Raw genomic sequence first — 23,920 nt, forward strand, 5'->3', positions numbered from 1 at the left:
AGAGATGTTCTTTCTACGAAAATCACTCACTTGCCCGCTTCTATATCAGGAAATACCGTTATCCACTCCACTAGAAGAGCTGAAATTTGTCGTTTTTGACACGGAAACGACAGGGTTCGAAATAGCAACATCAGACAGATTGATAGAAATTGGGGCGGTTCTAGTAGACGGTTTTAAGGTTTGTGAGGCTTCAAGCTTTCAAACCTATGTGAATCCATCTCGACAAATTTCTCGGGAAATAACGGAATTGACGTCTATTTCTAATGAACAAGTGGCTGTTGCACCCTATGCATTTGAGGCCATTTCTGATTTCTTTTCGTATGTGAGAGAGAAGGAAACGGTGAGTTTGGTTGGGCATTATGTAAGCTTTGACACGCTTGTGTTGAAAAATGAATTGAAACGAGAAAAGATCGGGCTAAAGGGGACTTTTACGATTGATACACTTGATCTGATTGGGTTTCTTGCTCCGTCCTATGATATGCGCGACCTCGAGCGATATGCGCGTGCGTTTGGAACAAGAATTTATGAGCGGCATCATGCAGTAGGTGATGCGAAGACAACGGCGTATTTATTTGTGGAGCTTATCCAGCAATTTCGCGATCGCGGCTATCGTACGTGGGGGGAGCTTGTGAAGGCGACAGAGAGTCAAGCTCGGTTCTTGCAGCTGTAAGAGCATGGGGAAAACCCCATGCTCTTACGTTTAATCCGGTTGTATAGATACTAACGCACCATTTTTATAGGAAAGAATGTACTCTTTTCCTGATAGCTTTTGATAAGCCTCAGCCGTTCCATAAGACACTTTTAAGGGCAGTGATCCAGTGGCTGTTTGGAACTCGACGGTAAACTTGTCAATCGCACCAACTACTTTGGCTCTTGTCGTAACGGGTGTATCGGTAATCAGCAATTTTTGTCCGATTAAGATCATTTCTGTATTTAGGCCATTTTGTCCTTTTAACACATCAATGGACGTACCAAAGCGCTTGGCTAAGCCATAGATGGTATCCCCAGGGGCAACGGTATAAAACTTCGCAAGCTGCTTTGCTTTTTGTGAGATTTCCTTTTCCTTACTTGGAATCAGTAAATTTTGTCCGATTTTGATTGTATTCGATGATAGTTTGTTTGCTTTTTTAAGTTCTGAAATTGTTGTTCCGTATTTGACGGAAATTCGATATAACGTATCTCCGGAAACCACTTTGTGTGATTGAAAGGAAATCTCTTCGTAGTCCTCTTCTTCCCCAAGGTGAGTAGGAACCTCAAGTTTTTGCCCGATATAGATTTTGTCGGAAGCGAGCTTATTTTCCTTCATCAGCTCGTTTACGCTTACATTGTATTGTTTGGCAATGCGTGTAAGGGTATCACCCTTTTGAACGGTGTAGATGCCAGCTTCTGTTTCTGCTTTTGCTGACTTCATACCAGATCCAAATAAGGATGAAGCTGTAATCGCTGCGATCATGGTCACACCAGCAAGTTTACGACGGTTTGCCTTTGAAGCAGCTATTCTTTCATTTTGAATCCTTGTTTTTCTTGAATAGTCCATAATATCTCCCCAAAATGTAGTAATAAAACCATATTTATGTATAAATTCACCTCATTCTACGTAATATGTCTTTGGGTAGACAATAGGGATAACCTCTCTAAAATTTCGACAAAGTTCTTCAAACCTTTCACCTATTTTTCAAGAAACTGTGAGGGTTTTTGGCGTAATACGACCTACGCTTTTGGGTGGTATTTCCAGAATTTACGGCAACAGGGTCAAATTGACCGGTAAATGATAGTTGCTTGTCCTTTATATCGAATGGTCCTTTTTCCTTGTTTTTGACGATTTTGTAACATTTATTACGAAAAAAATGTGTGAAGATAGATCGTTTTTGTCCGATTTTTCAAAAAATTTTCAATAAGCCTTGTCCCTATTGTGTTTTTCGTGCATATATTCTCAACCAAGCTAATAAAATGGTTACAAACCTACAAAGAGAGTGTATGAGGTGAGGAGTCGTTTGCAAATGCGCGAGATTTAGTTCCATACATGTTTATTCCTTGTAACGTTTAGAAAGTGTCACACTTTCTGCCGCACACAAATGCTCAGAAGAAATTGCTTTTTGAAAATAATAATGGATGTTGTGCGGGTAACAGTACACCAAAAGCGGAAGCGGGTCTCATTTCACACTTCTCACATCCAATTTAGGGAGGGCGAGTGGTGTGCACGATTACATCAAAGAGAGAACTATCAAGATTGGAAAGTATATCGTGGAGACGAGAAAAACAGTTCGCGTAATCGCGAAGGAGTTTGGCGTGTCCAAAAGTACAGTCCATAAAGATCTAACCGAAAGACTACCCGAGATAAACCCAGAACTGGCAAACGAAGTGAAAGACATATTAGATTACCATAAATCGATCCGCCACCTGCGCGGGGGAGAAGCGACAAAAATGAAGTATAAGAAAGAAGAACTAGAAGGCGAGCCTGTTCAGTGATTTTTAAAACCTTCCATGAATGTATGGAGGGTTTTTATTTTGTTTGTGATGATCCGACGAGTGGTGCAGATAATACGTGTATTGACCCTGTTTTACATAGAAAAGGATAGTGAACTTTCGTATTCAAAAGTTTTTTTGACATTTTGTCTGTCTTTTTGACAAATTATTATTGTAATTTACCAATTTGTGATAAAATACTCTATTAGAGACATTAGGTTCGTAATAGGTAAGTCTCTTTTCCTACACACCGAGTTTTTAATAAGAATTTAACCCATGATATATATGAGAAGAGCACGAATACGATTGTTACCTTTCAAGGAGGAAATGAAAAGGATGTTTGCGAGAGATATTGGAATCGATTTAGGAACAGCTAACGTACTGATCCATGTGAAAGGCCGCGGCATTGTGTTAAATGAACCATCCGTTGTGGCTATAGATAAGAATACGAATCGTGTGCTTGCCGTTGGTGAAGAAGCGAGAAAGATGGTTGGACGTACACCAGGGAATATCGTTGCGATTCGCCCGCTTAAGGATGGAGTAATCGCTGACTTCGACGTAACAGAAGCGATGCTTAAGCACTTTATTAATAAGTTAAATGTGAAAGGCTTTCTATCTAAGCCACGCATTTTGATTTGCTGCCCAACCAACATTACAAGTGTGGAGCAAAAGGCAATTAAAGAGGCGGCTGAGAAGAGCGGCGGGAAGAAGGTATACTTAGAAGAGGAGCCAAAGGTAGCAGCGATTGGCGCTGGGATGGATATTTTTATGCCAAGCGGAAATATGGTTGTTGATATCGGGGGCGGAACAACAGACGTTGCTGTTCTTTCTATGGGTGATATCGTTACTTCTTCTTCTATTAAGATGGCTGGAGATAAGTTTGATAACGAAATTCTTCATTATATTAAGCGTCAATACAAATTATTGATCGGTGAGCGTACGGCAGAGAATATCAAAATCAATATCGGGACGGTTTTCCCAGGTTCTCGTTCAGAGGAAATGGAAATTCGCGGCCGTGACATGGTATCAGGACTTCCACGCACGATTACGGTTCGTTCAGAAGAAATCGAAGGAGCACTTCGCGAATCAGTGGCTGTTATTGTACAAGCCGCAAAATCTGTTCTTGAGAGAACACCACCAGAATTATCTGCGGACATCATTGACCGTGGAGTGATTTTAACAGGTGGAGGAGCACTACTACACGGCATCGACATGCTTCTTGCTGAAGAGCTGAAGGTTCCTGTATTAGTAGCAGAAAACCCAATGGACTGCGTAGCGATCGGAACAGGCATCATGCTTGATAACATCGATCGCCTACCACGCAGAAGACTAGGCTAAAACCAAACAAAAGGCACTTCCGACCGGAAGTGCCTTTCGTTTGACGTCTTAAGGTGTCATCTTAGGGTGTCTGTCACCCTTCGTGGACAAAACAACCCAATTTTCCACCTCAGGCGGACAGTCTGATCAGTGTCCACCCCAGACGGACAAAAGTGACCAATCTGTCTTTCTGTGGTGACAGACACCCTCCGTGGACAAAATGGGGTGATTTGTCTTTTGGTGGTGTCTGTCACCGAGGTTTCGAATTTCCTGAAAAAACATAATGTGCTTTTCGACATTTTTTTTTATAATAGAAAGTAAGTGTGGTTTTGAAATATATTCTGATATTTATATAGATAATTGAAAATGAAGAGGTGACAGGATGTTTAGAGGGTTTTATACGGCTGCGTCAGGTATGATCTCCCAACAGAGAAGAACAGAGATGTTCTCTAATAATATGGCGAATGCGAATACTCCAGGATTTAAGGCAGACCAGGCATCCATGCGTGCGTTTCCTGAGATGCTATTAAAACGTTATGATTCGCTATCCATTCCGACTGAAAAAGGGTTAAACCTTACGACCGGAACGACAATTGGTGCAATAAATACGGGTGTATATATGCAGGAAGCTGTTCCGAAGTTCATTCAAGGAGATTTACAAGCAACAGAGCAACGTACGGATATTGCACTAGTTGATGTGTATATGCCGGCAAATGCGCAAAATGGCCTAGCAGGATCGGTTTTTTATAGCGTACAAGGTGCAGATGGAACGGTAAAATACACTCGTAATGGTGACTTTACATTAGATGGACAAGGGTTTTTGACGACTTCTAGTGGCAACCTAGTCCTAAATGATCAGGGACAACCGATCCAGCTTTCAAGCGATCAGTTCAAAGTAACTGAAGATGGCCGTATCACCGGTACAAATGGAGAAACAGCCCGCCTAGGAGTAGGATTTGCTGAAAATCCACAGCGTATGATTAAAGAAGGCGATGGGTTATACCGCACAGAAGATGGCAATCCACTTGTCAATGCCTTTGACACAGATGGTATTCAGTTTAAACTGCAGCAAGGGTATTTAGAACGCTCTAACGTCGACGTGAGCCGTACGATGACAGATATGCTAACGGCATATCGTGCTTTTGAAGCCAACCAAAAGGTGCTTCAAGCGTATGATAAGAGCATGGACAAGGCAGCGAATGAAATCGGAAGAATTGGATAAGGAAGGAGGCACTCATTCATGAATCGTACGATGATTACAGCGACAAATACTTTATCCCAGCTTCAAAAGCAAATGGATATTATCTCTAATAATATGGCAAACGTTGATACAAATGGCTATAAAAGAAGAGAAGCTACCTTCACCGATCTATTGGTTCAAGAGTTTAACAACCAAGAGCGTGCGAATAAAGAAGTGAACCGACTGACTCCCAATGGTATCCGTCAAGGAACAGGAGCAAAGCTTGGACAGGCTCAACTCGTTATGACTCAGGGAGCACTTAAACAAACGGATCGTTCACTAGATACGGCTTTTACAAAAGAAGGGCAACTTTTTAAAGTACTTGTTCAAACCAATGGAGTAAATGAAGTTCAGTATACGAGAAATGGTGCGCTTTATTTATCGCCTCTTTCCGATACAGAAGTGATGCTTGTGAATGGCGATGGATTGCCAGTACTTGACGAAAATAATAATCCGATTACAATAAATGGTGAAGCCAAGGATTATAACATCGATGCGAATGGCCAGTTAACGGTAACGAAAACGGCAGGAGCGACAGAAGTGTTTAACCTTGGAGTAGTTCGTGTGAACAAACCACAATTCTTAGAGCAACGTGGTGGAAACTTACTTGGTCTTCCAGCAAATGTGGCTGAAGATGAAGTATTAACAGAGCTAAATGGAGGGCTACGAGCAGAAATCAGCCTTCAACAGGGAGCGCTCGAACAATCGAATGTGGACCTTTCAAAAGAAATGACTGAGCTAATCAATGTTCAGCGTGCATATCAATTTCAATCTCGCTCCGTGACACTTGCAGATCAGATGATGGGACTTGTGAACGGAATTCGTTAAAAGGGGAATCAACCATGGCTGTAAACAATAGTAACCAGGAAGCTGTTTCCTTACGCGAGCAGCGAAAAAAGGAACGCAGAGAAGAAAAGGAGAAAGCGCTGAAGGAAGGCCGAAAGCGAATTCGCGTTCGTCTGATTCCGATCTGGCTTCGGGTTATCATCGTTGCCATTCTATTTGTTGTAAGTACCGTATCAGGTGCAATGGTCGGATACAGCGTCATGGGTAATGGCAAAGCCAAGGATGTGTTTGACAAATCAACGTGGACGCATATCGTTGAATTGGTGAATAGTGATAAATAAGCAGAAAGCAGTCAAAAGTTTGACTGCTTTTTTTGTTTGCTTTTCCTACTGGCTTTCCGATACAATAGTATATATAAAACCTAGTATTAGTAGGAGGTACTAAATCTCATGTTGAATATAGAACAAATTAAAGAAATCATTCCGCACCGATACCCATTCTTGCTAGTGGATCGCATTTTAGAGCTTGAAGAAGGAAAGCGTGCAATCGGTATAAAAAATGTGACAGCGAACGAAGAGTTTTTCAACGGACATTTTCCTGAGTTTCCAGTTATGCCTGGGGTTCTCATTGTAGAAGCTCTTGCACAGGTGGGAGCGGTTGCGATGCTCGTTAAAGAAGAAAATAAAGGTCGTCTGGCATTTTTTGCAGGAATTGATAACTGTCGCTTTAAGCGCCAAGTTGTACCTGGTGATCAGCTTCGTTTAGAAGTCGAAATGACAAGAGTACGCGGCACCTTTGGAAAAGGCAAAGCGGTTGCTACGGTTGAGGGCGAACTTGTATGTGAAGTGGAAATTATGTTTGGTCTTGGTGATAAAAAGGAATAGATTAAATGAGGCCGAATCATAGGATTTGGTCTATTTTTTTGGAGGATATATGAAAAAGCTTTTGATCGTTTTAATGGTACTCTTAGCGGTGAGTTATTCTTTATTTCAAGTATCCAAATCTCGAAGCTTTCAATTTTTTGGAGGCATAGTCGAAAAAGTAGAGACGGAAGAAAAAGTCGTCGCATTAACCTTTGATGATGGGCCAGGGGTTCATACTGATGAGATTCTGTCCATTTTAGAAGAAGAAGGGATAAAAGCGACCTTTTATTTAACAGGAATAGAAATTGAAGAAAATATGGAAGAGGCAAAAAAGATTGTGCGGGACGGGCACGAAATAGGCAACCATACCTATTCTCACGAGCGAATGGTATTAAAATCACCAAGCTTTATAAAAAAAGAAATCGAATCGACGGATGAGTGGATTCGGGCAGCTGGGTACGAAGGCGAGATTACGTTTCGACCTCCTTTTGGGAAAAAGCTATTGTTCCTTCCCTATTATTTGAATAAACATGATCGACCAACAATTATGTGGAATAGGGAGCCAGAGAATGATCCAGACATTGCCGCCAATTCTGAAAAAATAACCGATGATATTGTGACGCATATGGAGCCTGGTTCGATTATTTTACTGCATGTGATGTACGAAAGTCGGAAAGAAAGCTTGAATTCGGTGGGGCCAACTATTGAAGCTTTGAAAAAGAAAGGATACACGTTTGTGACGGTTTCTGAGCTTTTACAGTATGAATGAAAAACTTCGATATTAGGAAACTCTAAGGAAAAAAGGAGTTTCTGATCATGAATTTGAGACAGCAATGGACAGTTAATGTGATCATGGTGATTGTCTCTTGGGCCACTTTGTTCTTTTTAGGAAAACAAAATATTAAGAGATTTATGCCTGCATCGATCTTTGCTTTAGCCTTTGAAGCCATTAATGTGTTATATGCAAAAAAGAAAAAATAGTGGGTCTTTTATAATAAACCTAAATCGTATGTAACTGGAGAAATGTCTTTTAATATTGGTCCGTTTATCGTGGCTTCTATGTGATATTAAGGTGGACATATGGAAATCTGGGAAAGTTTTTATTACTGAATGCAGGGATCAACGCCTTTTTTGCCTTTATTGTGATCCGGGTTTTAGACCGCTTAATGTAGCTAGGTTGAGAAAAATCAGTCAACCCCAATTTTTTCTTTACTTCTTTTTCAAATCGTTCTTTTTATATGGATTTCAATTTATGGTGGATAAGGTAAGGAAGTAAATGAAACGTCAACAAGCAATGCTCGTTGACGTTTTCTTATGAAGTAGAAGTTAATTTAGGTTTGGTCATCATTTTTTCACGGAATTCGCTTAATAGCTCTTCCCCGCTTAATCCTTGGTTAATCAGATCACTTAGCAGTAGCTCTGCGTAATTTTTCGATCTTTTTAAAAAGCCTTCAAATAAAACAGAAAGACGACCATCGATTTTTTTCACAGAAAGAACCCTAGTGGTGAAACTGGCAGGATCGTTTTCCTTTTTGGATATGACAACTTGCGCTGGTGTTTCTTTTTCCGATTCTAGAAGTTTCGTAAAAAAATCATGATAGTTAGCACCTACATACGCTTCAATTAACCATCTGTTTCTTTCGTCCTCTTTGTTGATAATTAGTCCGTCATGGAGAGTAATATCTAGTGCTTCACTGTCGTCAATGATTTGTAAAGAAATCAATTTGAACGTTTTCATTTTGATACCTCCCGAACAAGCTTTCCTAAATTATAACATATGCAGTGATGAAAGCGAATTCTGCTCCCTTTTGAAAAAATCTATGCGAAATGGTCAAGGAAAAACTCTATGAATAAGATATTAGCATGAGCGTATTTTTGAGGTGATTTCTTTGTATTTAGAGGGTGAAGAATTAAATGTGGTCGGGGCCAATTTATTGGCGATAGGGGCTTTCATTTCGGCCGTTGGGGAAACGGGGGCTCATCCAGTGGAAGAAATCAATAAGAAGCTCATACGTGACGGCAATGCGGTACAAGCGGTTGGAAATACCTTGCAAGGAGTTGGCCGGTTAAAGCTGATGGATGAGCCGGAGGAAGAGAAGAATGTCTTTGGGATGGTTGGTACTTTTGTTCAGGCAAGTGGAAATACGATTAATAGTTTGGCAACCAATATGGAAATAGAAAGTCCCTCACAAGAGAATACAAGGTTCAATTCATTAGGAAGCACGATTCAATCGATGGGGGCGGCGCTAGAAGCAACTGGTGTTGCTCAAGTCGGAGAAGGAACGGCACCAAACCTAGAGTTGGCTGGATTGAGTCTGATTACGTTAGGTACGATCCTCGATTCAATCGGTGTACTAACTCCGGAGGAAAAGGAGAAACAAAAACGATTCCTTCTTTTTACAGGAGGGTGGGTGGAATTTGTGGGTACAGTCCTTATTGCCTATGCGTTGAACAAATAGCTTTGTCGAAAAAAACTTTTGAAAAGGTGAAAATCGTAATTTGGAGGGGTATTTAGAGGATAAATTTACATTTTTGTCTAAGGAAATGACGAAAAGTTCATGGGAAATAAATAGGAAAATTGAACCATGACTATTTTACATAGGCATCCTTTTCCAATTATGATTAGAGCATCAATTGGAGAGGAGATGACAGATGATTAATCAAGTGACGTTGGTAGGGAGGTTGACGAAAGATCCAGATTTGAGAGTGACCCCAGAAGGAGTATATGTGTGCAATATCATCCTCGCAGTAAACCGACAATATCGAAACCAAAAAGGAGAGGTGGACACAGACTTTGTTCATTGTACCTTATGGCGAAAAACCGCCGAAAACACATCTGCCTTTTGTAAAAAAGGCTCCCTCATTGGCATTACCGGCAGAATCCAGACACGTAGCTATGATCAACAGGGGAAAAGAACGTATGTAACCGAAGTGGTCGCTGAAAACGTTCGATTTATCGGTCCGAGAAGAGAAGACGACCGGGCCGCAAAAATTCCACTTCCAACTCCTCCACCAGAAAGAGAGGTTGTTGCTCCTTGAAACAAATGAACGAACATGTAGTGGAACAGCTGATTGAACTCGTGGGTAAATCCCATGAACATATCTCTTTGTTACAAATGAGAATCGCTCAGTTAGAATGTGCGATACGAGAAACGCACTTAAGATACTAAAATAATCCTCATATTTTCTCCCTTAGATAGAATCAATGACCACCCCACTCCCCCTCACTTTTTCGAGCAGCTTTAATGGCTGCTCGGTTTTTTGTGTGTTGTCGATTCTGCATTCCAATCGACCCCCCTGTAATGGTTTCTATAGTAAAATAAAGATAGTCTTTTAAATAAGGTGGCGGATCAACAATATGTATGTAACAAAGGTGATTTTTCAGATTGGTATTTTGTATGGTTTATTTTATATAGGCAGTTTCCTTAAAGACTTCCTCCATATCCCTCTTCCTGGGAGTATTATTGGCTTGCTATTATTATTGATTTTATTATTTTTAAAAATTATCCCCATCCATTGGATTCAAGATGGTGCGAGTGTTCTTATCACTTTTCTTCCACTGTTACTAGTACCAGCAACGGTCAGTGTGATGAATGAACCATCCCTTTTTTCAGGGAAAGGGGTAATATTATTCGGGATTATCATGGTAAGTACCATCGTGACGATGATTTCAGCTGGGTGGTGTAGTCAGCTCTTAGAAAGAATGGCACAAAAAAGGAAGGAGGAAATTCAGTGCAACAATTCCTTGTCTCAATAATAATTGTGGTATTAACGGTTGGCATGTATCTTTTGATGAACCGGTTGTACTTGAAGTATTCCTTCGCGTTTCTTCTTCCCTTACTGACAACCACCATTGCGATTATAGTGATATTAAGTGTGTTTCAACTATCCTATGAAACGTATATGATCGGTGGAGAATGGATCAACCAGTTGCTGGGACCTGCAGTTGTTGCTCTTGCTCTTCCCTTGTATAAGCAGAGAAAAACGTTAATAGGTCAGCTTGTTCCGATTGTGGGAGGGGTGCTTATGGGGTTAGTGGTAGGAATGATCAGTGGAGTGTTGCTCGCAGAGATTTTAGGAGTTTCTCAAGACCTCATCCTCTCTATTATTCCTAAATCGATTACCACGCCCGTTGCGATTCAGGTGGCATCGGCGATCGGGGGAATTCCTTCTATGACCATTGTGTTTGTGTTGCTAGCAGGTCTTACGGGAGCGGTTTTGGGACCTACAATATTTAAATGGTTCCGAATTACAAGCCCATTAGGAAGAGGAATGGCCTTTGGAAGTGCCTCTCACGCGATTGGAACCTCAAAGGCGAAGGAGTTTGATGAATTAACGGTTTCGATTAGCTCGGTTTCTATGACGTTAAGTGCGATTTTAGGTTCTAGTTTTGGGACGATGGTTGTTTGGTTGTTTTATATGTAAAAAAGAAATTGTCGAACACTTTTTATAAAATTGGATAATTTTTCTGTTATTCTGTTTTCATAAAGGGAGGTTTGTCTTTATGAGGGCAGAAAGGCGTAAGAAAAAGCGGAGATGGGTCAGGGTAACAGGAATCGTCCTGCTGCTGCTTTTTCTTGGAGCAGGTGCATATGCATATTCCGTGTATCACTCGCTGAGTAAAGCAGTGGAGACGATGCATGATCCAACGAGTCGGAAGGTTTCCGACAAGAGGGCACAGGAAGTTTCACTTGAGGCGCAGGAGCCGTTCTCGGTGTTGATGCTTGGTGTGGATGAGAGAGAAGGAGACAAAGGCCGATCAGATACGATGATTGTATTGACGGTGAATCCGGAATTAGAGACAGTGAAGATGTTAAGCATTCCTCGTGATACGAGGGTGGAGATCGTTGGTCGTGGTACCGAGGATAAGATTAATCATGCGTATGCCTTCGGGAATGAAGAAATGGCGATGGCAACCGTTGAAAACTTTCTCGACATCCCGATTGACTATTATATAAAGGTGAATATGGAAGGCTTTCAAGATATTGTGGATGCAGTAGGCGGAATTACAGTAAACAACTCGTTTGAGTTTTCTAACGGGGGCGTTACTTTTAAAGAAGGCGATATCGGTTTAACGGGTAAGGAAGCTCTTTCGTATGTGCAAATGAGATACGACGACCCACAAGGTGATTTCGGAAGACAGCAGCGCCAGCGCCAAATTATTCGAGGAGTTATCCGCGAAGGGGCAAGCTTTAGCTCACTAACCAATTTCGGTGATATTTTCTCCGCACTCGGAGAAAATGTACGGACGAACCTAACTTGGGATCAAATGGTCGATATCCAGAAAAATTATCGGAAATCGGGGAGGATGATTGACCAACTCACGATTCAAGGTGAAGGCGGGTACATAGGGAAAATATGGTACCTCTTTGTCTCCGACGAGGAAAAAGAACGAGTGCAACAAGAACTAAAAGGACACTTAGCAGTATAAAGGAAAAGACCCAGCCATCGTGGCTGGGTCTTTCTACGTCCCGCTTGCGGTGACCGCTTCTGGTGACAGACACCCTTCGTGGACACTTTTATCGGTTTTGTCCACCTGAGACGGACAGTAGACAGAGTGTAAAGTGTCCACCCAGGGAGGACAAAATGCCCTAATCTGTCTTTCTGTGGTGACAGACACCTTATTACTAGGAGAGTAGGATTAAGTCGCGGAGCTCGTCGGTGGAGAGCTCGGTGATCCAGTTGTCGCTTTGGATGATTGCATCGTTTAGCGTTTGTTTTTTCTCTAGCATGGCGTCGATTTTTTCTTCGAGTGTGCCTGTGCTGATGAATTTATGAACGTGGACGAATCGCTTTTGCCCGATTCGGTACGCACGGTCGGTTGCTTGGTTTTCAACGGCTGGATTCCACCAGCGATCGTAGTGGATGACGTGATTTGCCGCTGTTAGATTTAGCCCAGTTCCCCCGGCTTTCAAGCTTAGCAGGAACACAGGGAACTCGCGGTTTTGGAATCGTGTGATCATTTCATCACGCTTGGCTTTTGGCACACTTCCGTTTAAGAAAGGAACTTCAATGCCGTACTTCTTATTTAACACACGTCGGATGATTTCACCCATTTCGATGTATTGGGTGAAAATCAAGCCGCTTTCCTCGCGCTCGAGTACAGCTTCAATGAGCTCGGTTAATTTTTCAAGTTTAACTGAACGTTCAAGAAGCTGTAACGGATTTTCTTCCTTCAAGTAAAGGGCAGGGTGGTTGCATAGCTGCTTTAAGCGGCTCAACAATTGTAAAATAAGTCCCTTTCGCTCGAGGCCAGTAAGCGTTTCGATCTGAGCAAATGTATCTTGAACGAGTTGCTCGTAAAGTGATGCCTGCTCGGCGGTGAGCGGACAGTATTCCTTTTGTTCCTGCTTATCCGGTAGATTGAGAGCAACCTCTTCATCTTTTTTCGTCCGTCTGAGTAAGAATGGTCGAATCAATGCTTGAAGCTCACTGATTTTTTCCTTCTCGTTGTCTTTTTCAATCGGCAAGACGAACTTTTTCTGGAAATTCCCTAAGCTTCCTAAGTACCCGTGATTCGTAAAATCAAAAATGCTCCAAAGTTCGGTCAAACGATTTTCCATCGGTGTTCCCGTTAGTGCGATGTGGTGCTTACCGTTTAGCTTTCGCACGGCACGGGATTGCTTTGTTCCGGCATTTTTAATGTTTTGCGCTTCGTCGATCGCGACCGAGCTCCATGTAATGGGCTCGAACTCGGCTGTGTCGATATGAGTGAGTCCATAGGAGGTTAACACTACGTCCGACTCCAACACTTTCTCGTTGAACTTCTCCTCTTTCAAACGATTCGAACCGTAATGGAGGTAGACATTCATATTTGGAGCAAAGCGTTCGATCTCCTTTTGCCAGTTGCCAAGTACAGAGGTTGGACAAACAATCAAAGCCGGTGCCGGATTTTTGTCCTCTTTTTTCACTTGTAAAAGGTAACTGATCAGCTGAATCGTTTTTCCAAGTCCCATATCATCAGCTAAAATCGCACCAAATCCATACTTACGCAAGAACAATAGCCAGCTCATGCCTTGTTTTTGATATGGTCTTAGTTCACCAAGGAAACTTGCGGGCACTTCAACCTCTGGAATTGAACGAACGTCCTGAAGCTGGTTGATCATTTGCTTCCACTGACGGTTCAGCTCTATTTGTATTTTGGCAAACGCACGTGGATCATCCAACGATTGAGAAGGATCTTCGTCATCTCCACCTAAAAGCTCCTGCTGAATGAGGTCTCTTACGTGTAAGCCTTCTTTTTCCGCTTTTTTCATCAGATCTTGAATCGTGCGAATAAATCCTGGGTCGAGCTTAATCCACCTGCCACGAATAAACACGAGGCGTCTTTTTTCCTCTACCAGCTGATGGAACTCATCTTCACTCAGCTCTACTCCGTTCATCGAGAAGCGCCAGTTATAATCGAGCATCGCCTGGAGGCCAACAAATGACTGGCCGCGTGAGCCAGTTCCCTTGAGCTTGGCTTTGACCTTCAAGTTCGCGTTCTTCATCGCTTGCCACCAAGAAGGGAGGAGAATTTCGACTCCTAATGCTAGCAAGGTTTCACTCGCATCAGACAAGAACATCCAAGCATCGTTTTCCGTTAACTGACTGGTGACTCCACGTCTTCCTTCCAGCCATGGAAAAAGTTCCACCCAGCGCTGTTGCTCACGTTCAATATATGAATCGTACGCCTGCCAGCTTTTAGGCATATTGCTGTCATCTTTGGCATCTACAATCAGATCTGGTTGATTTTTTCCACGTAAAAAGACTTGCAGTTCCCATGTTCCATCAAGATCAGCTGGTTCTTCTAAGCGCAAACCTAATGAAAACGGTACTTGAGACTCTTTCAGTCCAATCCATTCGCTCCATGTTTCTTCATCAAAATAGGTAGCCAATGCGCGTGGAGACAGGGCTTGGTTTTTCAAAGCATCAAGCTTTACTCCGACTTTTTCGTGCCATTCCTGATTTCTGTCGAAAAAGGCGCTAAGGGAGGAATCGAACCATTTTTCTATAAAAAGTTGAACGGTTTCTTCCTCAGAAATTTGTTGCTCGAAAAAAGACGGATCAAATTCCTGCTTGACCCGCTCAGGAAGGGCCCAGCGGAATTCGTCTTGTTCCCACGCTGAAAAGTCAGGAAGCCAATCTTTTTCCGAAATCGCTTCGTGCAGCGAATGGGCAGAAGCTAGGCAGATTTGCGCCGTTTCATCCCAATCCCACTCGATAAGCTGATTGAATTGCTCTTGTGCCAAAAGTGACACAAGCTGCCAAGCGTCGATGGACACGCCGGGATGTTGGTCAATCGTTTCTTCATCGACAAAGGTACCGTAATACGATTCCTTGTGGCGGTTAAATAGAAGTGATTTCCACTGTGACGGTTGGACGTCGTCGTTATGGTCATTGGTTGCCCAAATAAAGTAGCGGTTGTTTTCTATATGACGAATGTGTATGTGTACGAGTCTCGTTTTAAGCATGAATCAGCTTACCCCTTTGACATTCCTCGTGAAACGCTCGAAGCCGTTTCGTGCGCTCAAGTAATAGGTCGAAAAATTGCTCAAATTCGTCTTGGCGCTTGAGTTTTTTGTATAGTGTTCGAAGCTTTTTTAGCTCACGAACGGCTTGTCGATAGTTGCCACGATTTTTCAAATCAATATTTTTCTGAATCGATTGATGGTAGAGTGGCAATAGGACGGCTGGGTCCTCTTTTTGAAGCTCTTTGATTTTGTCGGTCGAGATGGAGGTCATGTCATAGCCGATATAGGCTTGCAGGTCACTCCATTTTTCGAATTGCTTTTCTATATATAAGTATTGCTCGTATTCACGGTAGCTATAGGGAAGAAGCTGCATGAGAATTTTTTCATACAGATCAATCCGATTGGTTTCAGCACAATAGGATTGCAGCACTCTAGTTGCATACCGTGTGAAGTCAAAGCACGCGTAGCTGTTCGGTAAACTGAGTAAATAAGGGCGTAAATAGCCTATAAATGCCTCGACGAAGGGTCCCATGCGTTTCCAGTCACGCTGTGATTTAAAGTCCTCCAACCATATGAGAAGAAAAGGACTAATGTCTGCTTCGTGTTGAGTGATAAAAGATAGAGCTTTTTCGTCTCGTTTTAACAATAAGTTGAGATGAATGTAGCCGATGGATAGGGCGTAAGAGCCATTGATTTTCCCAAGGTTCGCTAGTTTATCTAGCTCTTCTTCACGCCAATGCTTCTTTTTAAAAAGAGAACTCCAAAGCAGCTGATAAAGCTGGATTCGTTCAAACTCTAAAGCAACTTCGTCAATGAGAAGGTCGGTTACATCATCTTTGAGTCGGGCGATGAACTCATCAAAGGCGAAAGGAAGGGCGTGTACGCTTAGGCGGTTGATGAGCACTTCGGTTTCGTCAATGAGTGAGAAAAATAGCTGCTGATAGTTGCGTTCAATGTCATACGAGCTATGACCGGATTCCTGACTTAAGTTGAGTAACTGGCGGAACGAATAAATATTTCCGATCAATTGGTACAGATTCTTCCATTCTAATTCAACCGGTGCGGTGGCACGCAGTCGTCTCGTATAGGCCTGGTACAGTTCTGGGATGAGGTAGGGCTTTGGTGTTCCTTGGCCATTCATGATGGATTGAAAGCTATTTTGAAAGGTTTGAACCCAATGATCGTAATCGGGTTTGATCGAGCCTGATCCCTTCATTAAATCCTTGGCCTTCATGAGTCCGAGCTGTTGCGCCGTTTTTTTCTCATGAAGAGGGGTGCGCCATTCCTCGACCCAGTCAGCCACACTGCCGACTTGGGAAAATGCGTAAAGGAAGGTAGCGACGATATGACGGCAAATTCCATCAGCTGGGCAGGAACAGGAGCTTGTTTGGAAGAAGTTCAACTCCACCTGAACAAAAACCGGTGTAACATCCTGAACCGTTGATGTAACAGAGCCATCCTCGTAACGGACCTTTGTAACGAGTCCTTGCCTATATATAAGAAGTCCTTTTTGCATCAGCTTCGCATCCAGTTCATAACCCGGACTCAGGAGCTTCGAAACATCTGCGGCAGTCGCTTCAATTAATTCTTTGTAAACCTCAGGGATATGTGACATCCGTCCGACCCTCCCGTTATCAAAAATAGTCTATCCTCCATTATACCACCGAATGCGGTGACAGACACCCCTCGCGGACAAATGAGCGGAAAGTGTCTTTTTGTGGTGTCTGACACCCTTCGTGGACAGAATGTAGGGAAGTGTCTTTTTAGGGTGTCTGTCACCGCGCGTGGACAGATATACCCTTTTTGTCCGTCTGGGGTGGACAGTGAGCGTGAACAACTAAAAACTGACCCAACTTAGTTGGGTCAGTCAGTGATTATTATGTTTTGCTACTTATTTCTTAAGCTTCTGCCAAGTTGCGTCGAAGGCTTTCATTGTGTCTTCCTTAGATGCTTGGCCGCCAACGTATGCTTGAAGAGCTGCACCGAATTCTTGACCAGCACCGTCTGGGTACTTCATGAACTGCCAAGAGTATGTTTTGCCTTCTTGAGAGTACTTCAGAAGGTCAGCGCCTAGAGGGCCGATGTCATCAGCTGATGCTTCAACAGACTTGAATGCAGGGATGTACTTGAATTCTTTTGTTAATGCTGTTTTACCAGCTTCAGAGGTAACCATCCAGTTTAAGAAGTCTTTTGCTACTTCTTTTTCTTCATCCGTTGAACCGTTGTGAACCACCCAGTTACTTGGAACGTCAACCATTAGCTTATCTGTTTGAGCTTCGTCATCTGTAAGTGGCATTGGAATAAATCCAACTTCAATTTCAGGGTTGATCTTGTCTAACATTGGTTGAATCCAGTTTCCTTGTTGCGTCATTGCAGCTTCGCCAGTAGCGAATAGCGTTACTTGTGTGTTGTAGTCTGTTGTTAATGGATTTTTGTTACCGTACTTGATTGTTAAGTCGATGAGATCAAAGTACTTGCTTACGAATTCGTTGCCTTCAATTTTACCAGAACCGTCATTTAAGCCAGTGAAGAACGCGTCAGTGTCTTCTTGGTAAGCAAATGGAACGTTTAAGCCGTGGTTTGCTAATACCCACCACTCGCCATAACCGATCGAGAATGGAGTGATGCCAGCATCTTGAAGCTTCTTAGCTGCTGCTTCTAATTCAGAGAATGTCGTAGGAAGCTCCGTGATACCTGCTTTTTCAAATAATTCTTTGTTATAAGCAAACCCGTAACCTTCCATGTTTAAAGGCATACCGTAGATTTTCCCGTCAGATGTCATTCCATCTAAAGTACCTTCGAATGCGTCAGCTACCCAAGGTTGATCAGATAAATCTTCTAACTTATCCTGCCAAACCAATAATTGTGCATCTCCGTCATTTGTGAAAATATCAGGTGCTTTATTAGAAGCAAATTTTGCTTTTAGTGCAGCCGCACCGTCCGCACCGCCACCAACTGTTTCAATATTAAAAGTCACATCAGGATGTTCTTTTGTATACTCATCTGTTAACGCTTTCAATTGATCAGCAATTTCAACCTTCCCTTGGAAAATATCAATTACTACTTTATCACTGTTGCTTGCACCTTCTTTGTCGCCAGAAGTGCTATCGCTTGAACAAGCTCCTAAAAGAAGTGACGCAGACAATACACCTGCTAAAACCGAATACTTTTTCAACTTTAAAGCCATTTTTGTTTTCCCCCTTGGAAAAAGATCTTTAAAATTTTTATATTTGATTCCACAGCCTGAGCTTTTTCAGACCGTGGAGGTAAAACCCTTACTTAATTGAACCGCTAGTAATTCCCTTAATGATGTGTTTTTGCATCGAGAAGAAGAAAATCAATAACGGAATGATACCAAGTACCAATGCAGCAAGTGCTAAATCCCACTGCTTCGTATATTGACCGAAGAAGAAGAAAGTCGCAAGTGGAATCGTTCTTAGCTCCGGGTCTTGAAGAACAAGAGACGGCAATAAGAAGTCATTCCAAATCCATAAGCTGTTTAAAATCACAATCGTCACCGTAATCGGTTTTAATAGTGGAAAAACAATTCTCCAGAAAACCCCGAATCGTGAACAACCATCAATGATCGCAGCTTCTTCCAGTTCAACCGGAATTCCTTTAATAAACCCGTGGTACAAGAAGATCGTCATTCCAGATCCGAAGCCTAAATACATAATCACCAGGCCCCACATGCTGTTCAGTAATCCAAAATTTCCAGCTGTTTTAATCAGCGGAATCATAATCGATTGGAACGGAATAATCATCGCAGCAACGAAGGTCATAAAGATGATATTACTAATCTTCTTTTTCGTACGAACGAGCATATACGCCGCCATCGAGCAAAAGAGCACTAAAACTACATTACTAGCAATTGTGATAATCAACGAATTTTTAAAAACGTTAAAGAAATCAAGCATTTCAAAGGCTCGTACATAGTTTTCAAACTGAAACACTTTCGGTAATGCCGAAGTATTCGTTAAAATCTCGGCAAAAGGCTTCAAGGAATTTGACACCACATAATAGAAAGGGACTAGGAACAAAAGTCCGAGCACAATCGCAAAGATCTCAACACTGAAGGTTCTCCATGAATACTTGTGACCCATCACGATTCAACCTCCCTTTTCTTAGAAATTGTCACTTGTAGTACGGTAATCGCAGCTACGACAAGGAAGAAAATCAATGCCTTTGCTTCACCAATTCCGTAACGGTTATTAACGAAAGCCTCTGTGTAAATATTAAGCGCTAACATCTCAGTTGATTTAAATGGTCCACCATTTGTTAGCGATAGGTTCGCATCAAAGATCTTAAAAGAGGATGCCGTTGTTAAGAATAAACAGATCGTTACAGCTGGTGCAACTAATGGCATCGTGATGTGACGGAGAATTTGAAATCTGTTAGCACCGTCAATTCTTGCTGCTTCAATTAATTCTTGTGGAACATTTTGCAGTGCCGCGATATAGATGATCATGATGTAACCTGCACCTTGCCACACACTGACAATCACAATTCCCCAAAAGGCTGTGCTTGCATCGCCTAACCAAGCTAGTTCAAAAAGTGGAATTCCTGTGATCTCGCCGATAGAAGCGAATCCTTTTACAAAAATGAACTGCCAAATGAAGCCTAGTAAAAGACCACCAAGTAGATTCGGCATAAAGAATACTGTTCGTAAAATATTTCTCGTTTTCAGCATTTGTGTCACGATAATCGCTAATCCAAACCCGATCACGTTTGTTAGCAAGATGGCTACAATCGTATATTTCGTCGTTAGAAGGAAGGAAGCGTGAAACTGTTTATCTTCAAAAATCAAATACTTAAAATTATCAAGTCCAACCCACTGGACCGACCCTGTGATCCCGTTCCAATCCGTAAATGCATAATAAACACCCGAAAAGAAAGGAATTAAAACAATTAAGGTAAATGCTAAGAATACAGGTCCAACGAATAAGGTGAACAATCCTGCATCTTTCAGCTTCTTTTTACTAAACAAAGGAGTGGACACAGCTTTTTGCGTGCGTTTCTCACTAACAACAACTGCCCCGTCAACTTCTTTTACATTACTTTGACTATTCATCCCCTGCACCTCCATAGTCCTATTTTCAACTATTTTAAAAAACTATGAAACGGCTTACATTGACCAACAGGGTGGAAAATATTGAACGGTTTCATTTTTTACACCCTCTGTTGAAGTCCAGGAAAATTGTGCTACAATGAGTGGGATTTCGTGTCCAGAGGAGGAGCAGGGAGCTATGAAGTGGGGAATTCGAAAAAAGTTAATCATCTTTTTAATGCTGGCAACCATCCTTCCATTTGGTACAGCGATTGGAATCACCTATTACCAAACAACCAACTCTATTAATGATCAGTTTGTTTCCACGAATCATGACCTTATCACAAAAGGGGAGCAGGAGCTGACGGTTTATCTGGAAGATATTGCACAAATGTCAACGGTGCTCTATCGCTATGACCCGCTAATGAGCGTGATGAGAGAAGGAATATCGGGAGACATTGGGAGTAACCAAGAAGAAATCCGACGCGCGCTAGCGTATTTATTTAATACACGTCCTGAAATTGAACAAATGCATCTGTATATTGATAAGGAGAAGGACTCGTTTACGAACTATCATTCTACGATTAGTGGCAGGGGTGAATACGAGAATATCATGTTACATCCTTATTATGCGCAGCTGCCCGATCATGATGATTTTTATTTAATTGAACCGCCACATGAAATATCCAGCTACAACAATATGGCCTTTATACCCAAATCACAGAGTACAAAGGTCCTCAGCTTTCATAGCATCATTCGCGACGTACCAGCGGAAGATATATTAGGTTTTCTTTCGATTGATATTAATTTATCAAGAATCGGAGCGGTAGCGGATCGATTATATACGAAGGACACCGAAGAGCTTTTTATTGTAAATGACCAAGGAATCGTGGTGTATTCCTCTAATGAAGAGATGATTGGAGAACCGATGACCGAGAGTTGGTACGAACCAATCAAGGAGCAACCATCATCCACCAAGAGCCTTGAGTGGGACGAAGGGGTAATCGTGTTTGACCAATTTTCAGGACCAGTGGAAAATTGGTATATTGCTAAGCGAATTCCGTATGATGTGTTGTACCAAATCGCTCGTCAGACAGCCTTCACCAACATTCTAATCGGAATTGTGACCATGGTGGTCGTGCTAGTCGCCACAATGTTTGTTTCTTTTAAAATTACAGCCCCCATAAAAGTGCTGATCACCAATATGAAAAAGGTAGAAAAAGGGGAGTTCAAGGCAGATTTTGAGTCATTAGGAAATGACGAAATTGGTATGTTAGGAAAACATTTTAAGAGCATGATTGAAAAAATAAATGAACTGATTGAACGCGAATACCGGTTGGATATTGAAAATAAAGCATCCCAGCTTCGCGTTTTGCGCTCGCAAATTAACCCGCATTTTTTATATAACTCACTTCAATCGATTGGTACGTTGGCACTCAAAGCTAACGGGACAAAGGTGTATACACTGTTAACGTCACTTGCTGGAATCATGCGGTATAGCATGAATATGAAAGAAGATATCGTTCCGCTATCACACGAAATACGGCATGTCAAATCGTATTTGCAATTGCAGAAACAACGATTTGATGATCAATTTAATTTTCACTTGGTTATTCAAAAGGAAACAGAGGGAATTTTGGTTCCGAAGATGATTCTGCAGCCGATTGTTGAAAATTGCTTTAAGCATGGCTTTGATCAGCATACAGACAAACAATCGATCATCATTTCTGCGGCTGTCCAGGAGAATGGGATGCTTAAAATCTCCGTGAAGGACAATGGAGCAGGAGTAACCGACGAGCAATTAAGCGATATTCGTCACGAATTATATAGTGGCACCGAGAAGTCATCGGCATCGATCGGCTTGAAAAATATTTATGATCGATTAGTGATTTATTATCGAAATCAAGCGGATTTTTCTATTTATAAAAATGGAGAAGAAGGCTTTGTTGTAAGCATAAGCATTCCTGTTGAAATGCCGAAGGAGGGGAACTAACCGTGATCGTATTAATTGTTGATGATGAAACGCATGTACGTGAAGGAATCAAACTTTTAGGGGATTGGGAAAAGCACGGAATCACCACGATCTATGAAGCGAGCAATGGAGAAGAAGCAACGAACCTCATTGAGAAACACCGTCCAGAGATTATTTTTTCCGATATGAAAATGCCGAAAATGGACGGCACGAAGCTACTCGAATGGATCAAAGGAAATCACCCCTCTAGCAAGGTGATCGTCGTCACTGGGTACGATGACTATCATTATATGAGAAAAGCAATTCACTTCGGAAGCACGGATTATTTGCTGAAGCCGGTGGATCCGGAAATATTGAATCAAACGTTAGAAACGGCAGTGAATGAATGGAAAAAGGAAGAAGAGGAGCGGAAAAAAGAAGAAACGAGCGGGCAGTTGATGAATATGATGAAGCCCGTCTACCGCGACCGAAAGTTCACGCAGCTCATGAATAGTGACGAGGGTGTGGACGAGGGATTGTTCGAGGAATTAGGGTTTCAGTCATCACGAAGTTACACGGTAGGGATTATTCGGGTGAACCGAAGAACGATTGAAGCTTTTGGTGGAGATCGTGATTTAGCCTATTTTACAGTACTAAATGTGGTAAACGAAATGTTACTAGAAAAAGAGTGCGGAATCGGATTTCGATATTTATCAAACAAAGGTGAGGTTGTTATCATCTTTTGGGATCGATTTGATGAGTTGAAGGAAATTCTCACTGGCATTTACAAATCGTTGCAAGCGGCTATGAATATCGCTTGTCCAATCGCTGTAGGGAAAATGGTCGAGGAAAGCTCACAGCTGAAGGAATCGTACCGGGAAGCGAGGAAGGTACTCGTGGGCAGAAATCTGTTGGAGCCAAAAGCATGTAAGGTGTATGTGGAACATGTAATGCCGGACAAACCGTTGAAGAGCCTTATGGATTACTCCTCAAGCATAGACCTCGCGATTCAAGCAGGGGAAATCGAAGCATTCGATGAGCTCATTGAGCAGATGCGGATCGATTTTACCGAACAGAACTACTTATCGGTTAGACAAGTAGTGCAGTTTGAAAATGAGTACTTGCTATTGAGCAATCGCTGGTATAAAGCCAATAAGCTTGAGGTGAAGGTATCTGAAGATGTCGAGGGCCGAGTGGATTCGTACTTTGATGAAGATGGGAACTTTATGCTGGACGACTATGTAGCTGCGAAAAGGCGCGAGATCATTGTGTTTTTGAGAAAGCTGAAGAAACAGGTCAGTAGAAAAACAACTAATATCATTGAAGATATTGAAGCGTATTTGCAGGCAAACTTCGATCGCGACGTGAAGCTTCAAGAGATTTCTGAGCATTTTTACATTAGCCGGGAGTATATCTCACGAAAGTTCAAGCAGGAATTTAACGTGAATATATCTGATTACATTGTGAACATCCGTATGAAAAAGGCAAAATCATTGTTGAAAAATAGCCAGCTGAAGATATATGAAATTGCGAATATGATTGGCTACCAGGATGATAAGTATTTTCGCAAGGTGTTTAAGAAGGTTGTGGGGATTACGCCGAATGAGTATCGGGCGGGTTTGGTTGGTAAGAAATAGAGTTGTTAGGAGACTACTTTGAGGTGGTCTCTTTTATTTGTATGGGGAAATTTGTAGGTGGTTGGAAAGGAGAGGGCGAGTTGACGGGGGTGTCAGTGCCTGTTTATGAGGAAAATAGGGGTTGGTGGTCACTGAAAGGGTGATTGAGTTCCCGTAGGAG

24 protein-coding genes are annotated in these 23,920 nt (G+C 42.1%); 17 read left to right on the forward strand and 7 right to left on the reverse strand.

The genetic code is table 11. The features are described from left to right. The first annotated feature begins 4 nt into the window (after positions 1-4). On the forward strand, positions 5-670 hold the full coding sequence (locus ACVBAX_RS08640) for a 3'-5' exonuclease (protein WP_447116652.1): 666 nt from the start codon (positions 5-7) through the stop codon (positions 668-670). Positions 671-700: 30 nt separating this feature from the next. On the opposite strand, the gene ACVBAX_RS08645 is transcribed toward ACVBAX_RS08640, so the two are convergent. Then, a complete protein-coding gene (locus tag ACVBAX_RS08645) occupies positions 701-1,537 on the reverse strand; it encodes a LysM peptidoglycan-binding domain-containing protein (RefSeq protein ID WP_447116653.1) in 837 nt (278 codons plus the stop codon). A gap of 659 nt (positions 1,538-2,196) precedes the next feature. Here ACVBAX_RS08645 and spoIIID point away from each other — a divergent pair. The 8 genes from spoIIID to ACVBAX_RS08685 all read left to right on the forward strand — a co-directional run bounded on the left by spoIIID (position 2,197) and on the right by ACVBAX_RS08685 (position 7,653). Beyond that, on the forward strand, positions 2,197-2,469 hold the full coding sequence (spoIIID, locus tag ACVBAX_RS08650) for a sporulation transcriptional regulator SpoIIID (protein ID WP_119710225.1): 273 nt from the start codon (positions 2,197-2,199) through the stop codon (positions 2,467-2,469). 333 nt (positions 2,470-2,802) lie between these two features. Then, positions 2,803-3,804 (forward strand): rod shape-determining protein, encoded by a 1,002-nt coding sequence (gene mreB / locus ACVBAX_RS08655; RefSeq protein WP_160545970.1) that lies wholly within the window; start codon positions 2,803-2,805, stop codon positions 3,802-3,804. Positions 3,805-4,165: 361 nt separating this feature from the next. Next, the gene (locus ACVBAX_RS08660; RefSeq protein ID WP_447116654.1) at positions 4,166-5,005 is read left to right on the forward strand and encodes a flagellar hook-basal body protein; all 840 of its coding nucleotides are present in this window, start codon (positions 4,166-4,168) and stop codon (positions 5,003-5,005) included. Positions 5,006-5,023: 18 nt separating this feature from the next. After that, a complete protein-coding gene (locus ACVBAX_RS08665) occupies positions 5,024-5,851 on the forward strand; it encodes a flagellar hook-basal body protein (RefSeq protein WP_447116655.1) in 828 nt (275 codons plus the stop codon). A gap of 14 nt (positions 5,852-5,865) precedes the next feature. Beyond that, positions 5,866-6,150 (forward strand): DNA-directed RNA polymerase subunit beta, encoded by a 285-nt coding sequence (locus ACVBAX_RS08670; RefSeq protein ID WP_447116656.1) that lies wholly within the window; start codon positions 5,866-5,868, stop codon positions 6,148-6,150. 108 nt (positions 6,151-6,258) lie between these two features. Beyond that, positions 6,259-6,693: a 3-hydroxyacyl-ACP dehydratase FabZ gene (gene fabZ, locus ACVBAX_RS08675; RefSeq protein ID WP_119710220.1), complete on the forward strand. Its 435-nt coding sequence runs from the start codon at positions 6,259-6,261 to the stop codon at positions 6,691-6,693. Between the two features lie 49 nt (positions 6,694-6,742). Then, on the forward strand, positions 6,743-7,441 hold the full coding sequence (locus tag ACVBAX_RS08680) for a polysaccharide deacetylase family protein (RefSeq protein WP_447116657.1): 699 nt from the start codon (positions 6,743-6,745) through the stop codon (positions 7,439-7,441). 47 nt (positions 7,442-7,488) lie between these two features. After that, on the forward strand, positions 7,489-7,653 hold the full coding sequence (locus tag ACVBAX_RS08685; RefSeq protein WP_447116658.1) for a hypothetical protein: 165 nt from the start codon (positions 7,489-7,491) through the stop codon (positions 7,651-7,653). 331 nt (positions 7,654-7,984) lie between these two features. On the opposite strand, the gene ACVBAX_RS08690 is transcribed toward ACVBAX_RS08685, so the two are convergent. Continuing rightward, the gene (locus ACVBAX_RS08690; protein WP_447116659.1) at positions 7,985-8,410 is read right to left on the reverse strand and encodes a YwpF-like family protein; all 426 of its coding nucleotides are present in this window, start codon (positions 8,408-8,410) and stop codon (positions 7,985-7,987) included. Positions 8,411-8,561: 151 nt separating this feature from the next. On the opposite strand from ACVBAX_RS08690, the gene ACVBAX_RS08695 reads away from it, so the two are divergent. The 6 genes from ACVBAX_RS08695 to ACVBAX_RS08720 all read left to right on the forward strand — a co-directional run bounded on the left by ACVBAX_RS08695 (position 8,562) and on the right by ACVBAX_RS08720 (position 12,103). Continuing rightward, positions 8,562-9,131 (forward strand): DUF6944 family repetitive protein, encoded by a 570-nt coding sequence (locus ACVBAX_RS08695; RefSeq protein WP_447116660.1) that lies wholly within the window; start codon positions 8,562-8,564, stop codon positions 9,129-9,131. Positions 9,132-9,324: 193 nt separating this feature from the next. Then, positions 9,325-9,711 carry a single-stranded DNA-binding protein gene (gene ssb / locus ACVBAX_RS08700; RefSeq protein ID WP_430774523.1) on the forward strand — a complete coding sequence of 129 codons (387 nt, stop codon included), beginning with the start codon at positions 9,325-9,327 and terminating at the stop codon, positions 9,709-9,711. Next, positions 9,708-9,842 carry a hypothetical protein gene (locus ACVBAX_RS08705; protein ID WP_447116661.1) on the forward strand — a complete coding sequence of 45 codons (135 nt, stop codon included), beginning with the start codon at positions 9,708-9,710 and terminating at the stop codon, positions 9,840-9,842. The genes ssb and ACVBAX_RS08705 overlap by 4 nt, the downstream gene beginning before the upstream one ends. Positions 9,843-10,030: 188 nt before the next feature. Then, positions 10,031-10,429 (forward strand): CidA/LrgA family protein, encoded by a 399-nt coding sequence (locus tag ACVBAX_RS08710; protein WP_447116662.1) that lies wholly within the window; start codon positions 10,031-10,033, stop codon positions 10,427-10,429. Further along, positions 10,405-11,097 (forward strand): LrgB family protein, encoded by a 693-nt coding sequence (locus ACVBAX_RS08715; RefSeq protein WP_447116663.1) that lies wholly within the window; start codon positions 10,405-10,407, stop codon positions 11,095-11,097. The genes ACVBAX_RS08710 and ACVBAX_RS08715 overlap by 25 nt, the downstream gene beginning before the upstream one ends. A 79-nt stretch (positions 11,098-11,176) precedes the next feature. Then, entirely contained in the window at positions 11,177-12,103 is a 927-nt protein-coding gene (locus tag ACVBAX_RS08720) for an LCP family glycopolymer transferase (protein ID WP_447116664.1), read from the forward strand. 196 nt (positions 12,104-12,299) lie between these two features. On the opposite strand, the gene ACVBAX_RS08725 is transcribed toward ACVBAX_RS08720, so the two are convergent. The 5 genes from ACVBAX_RS08725 to ACVBAX_RS08745 all read right to left on the reverse strand — a co-directional run bounded on the left by ACVBAX_RS08725 (position 12,300) and on the right by ACVBAX_RS08745 (position 20,196). Then, the gene (locus tag ACVBAX_RS08725) at positions 12,300-15,125 is read right to left on the reverse strand and encodes a DEAD/DEAH box helicase (protein ID WP_447116665.1); all 2,826 of its coding nucleotides are present in this window, start codon (positions 15,123-15,125) and stop codon (positions 12,300-12,302) included. Continuing rightward, a complete protein-coding gene (locus ACVBAX_RS08730; protein WP_447116666.1) occupies positions 15,118-16,740 on the reverse strand; it encodes an SWIM zinc finger family protein in 1,623 nt (540 codons plus the stop codon). Before ACVBAX_RS08730 ends, ACVBAX_RS08725 begins: the two co-directional genes overlap by 8 nt. 276 nt (positions 16,741-17,016) lie before the next feature. After that, positions 17,017-18,312 carry an ABC transporter substrate-binding protein gene (locus ACVBAX_RS08735; protein ID WP_119710210.1) on the reverse strand — a complete coding sequence of 432 codons (1,296 nt, stop codon included), beginning with the start codon at positions 18,310-18,312 and terminating at the stop codon, positions 17,017-17,019. Between the two features lie 88 nt (positions 18,313-18,400). Beyond that, positions 18,401-19,228 carry a carbohydrate ABC transporter permease gene (locus ACVBAX_RS08740; RefSeq protein WP_430774659.1) on the reverse strand — a complete coding sequence of 276 codons (828 nt, stop codon included), beginning with the start codon at positions 19,226-19,228 and terminating at the stop codon, positions 18,401-18,403. Next, positions 19,228-20,196 (reverse strand): carbohydrate ABC transporter permease, encoded by a 969-nt coding sequence (locus tag ACVBAX_RS08745; RefSeq protein ID WP_447116667.1) that lies wholly within the window; start codon positions 20,194-20,196, stop codon positions 19,228-19,230. The genes ACVBAX_RS08740 and ACVBAX_RS08745 overlap by 1 nt, the downstream gene beginning before the upstream one ends. 175 nt (positions 20,197-20,371) lie before the next feature. Between ACVBAX_RS08745 and ACVBAX_RS08750 the strand changes: the two genes are divergently transcribed. Together ACVBAX_RS08750 and ACVBAX_RS08755 are read left to right on the forward strand one after the other, a co-directional pair. Next, on the forward strand, positions 20,372-22,165 hold the full coding sequence (locus ACVBAX_RS08750; protein WP_447116668.1) for a cache domain-containing sensor histidine kinase: 1,794 nt from the start codon (positions 20,372-20,374) through the stop codon (positions 22,163-22,165). Positions 22,166-22,167: 2 nt separating this feature from the next. Continuing rightward, the gene (locus tag ACVBAX_RS08755; protein ID WP_447116669.1) at positions 22,168-23,760 is read left to right on the forward strand and encodes a response regulator; all 1,593 of its coding nucleotides are present in this window, start codon (positions 22,168-22,170) and stop codon (positions 23,758-23,760) included. Positions 23,761-23,920 lie beyond the last annotated feature (160 nt).

Source organism: Robertmurraya sp. GLU-23 (genome assembly GCF_052983275.1).

Excerpts from the sequence above, each read along its gene's own strand:
- ACVBAX_RS08640 (WP_447116652.1), top strand. The coding sequence starts at position 5 with ATGTTCTTTCTACGAAAATCACTCACTTGCCCGCTTCTATATCAGGAA.
- ACVBAX_RS08645 (WP_447116653.1), bottom strand. The coding sequence starts at position 1,537 with ATGGACTATTCAAGAAAAACAAGGATTCAAAATGAAAGAATAGCTGCT.
- mreB (WP_160545970.1), top strand. The coding sequence starts at position 2,803 with ATGTTTGCGAGAGATATTGGAATCGATTTAGGAACAGCTAACGTACTG.
- ACVBAX_RS08660 (WP_447116654.1), top strand. The coding sequence starts at position 4,166 with ATGTTTAGAGGGTTTTATACGGCTGCGTCAGGTATGATCTCCCAACAG.
- ACVBAX_RS08665 (WP_447116655.1), top strand. The coding sequence starts at position 5,024 with ATGAATCGTACGATGATTACAGCGACAAATACTTTATCCCAGCTTCAA.
- ACVBAX_RS08670 (WP_447116656.1), top strand. The coding sequence starts at position 5,866 with ATGGCTGTAAACAATAGTAACCAGGAAGCTGTTTCCTTACGCGAGCAG.
- fabZ (WP_119710220.1), top strand. The coding sequence starts at position 6,259 with ATGTTGAATATAGAACAAATTAAAGAAATCATTCCGCACCGATACCCA.
- ACVBAX_RS08680 (WP_447116657.1), top strand. The coding sequence starts at position 6,743 with ATGAAAAAGCTTTTGATCGTTTTAATGGTACTCTTAGCGGTGAGTTAT.
- ACVBAX_RS08685 (WP_447116658.1), top strand. The coding sequence starts at position 7,489 with ATGAATTTGAGACAGCAATGGACAGTTAATGTGATCATGGTGATTGTC.
- ACVBAX_RS08690 (WP_447116659.1), bottom strand. The coding sequence starts at position 8,410 with ATGAAAACGTTCAAATTGATTTCTTTACAAATCATTGACGACAGTGAA.
- ssb (WP_430774523.1), top strand. The coding sequence starts at position 9,325 with ATGATTAATCAAGTGACGTTGGTAGGGAGGTTGACGAAAGATCCAGAT.
- ACVBAX_RS08710 (WP_447116662.1), top strand. The coding sequence starts at position 10,031 with ATGTATGTAACAAAGGTGATTTTTCAGATTGGTATTTTGTATGGTTTA.
- ACVBAX_RS08720 (WP_447116664.1), top strand. The coding sequence starts at position 11,177 with ATGAGGGCAGAAAGGCGTAAGAAAAAGCGGAGATGGGTCAGGGTAACA.
- ACVBAX_RS08725 (WP_447116665.1), bottom strand. The coding sequence starts at position 15,125 with ATGCTTAAAACGAGACTCGTACACATACACATTCGTCATATAGAAAAC.
- ACVBAX_RS08730 (WP_447116666.1), bottom strand. The coding sequence starts at position 16,740 with ATGTCACATATCCCTGAGGTTTACAAAGAATTAATTGAAGCGACTGCC.
- ACVBAX_RS08735 (WP_119710210.1), bottom strand. The coding sequence starts at position 18,312 with ATGGCTTTAAAGTTGAAAAAGTATTCGGTTTTAGCAGGTGTATTGTCT.
- ACVBAX_RS08740 (WP_430774659.1), bottom strand. The coding sequence starts at position 19,228 with ATGGGTCACAAGTATTCATGGAGAACCTTCAGTGTTGAGATCTTTGCG.
- ACVBAX_RS08745 (WP_447116667.1), bottom strand. The coding sequence starts at position 20,196 with ATGAATAGTCAAAGTAATGTAAAAGAAGTTGACGGGGCAGTTGTTGTT.
- ACVBAX_RS08750 (WP_447116668.1), top strand. The coding sequence starts at position 20,372 with ATGAAGTGGGGAATTCGAAAAAAGTTAATCATCTTTTTAATGCTGGCA.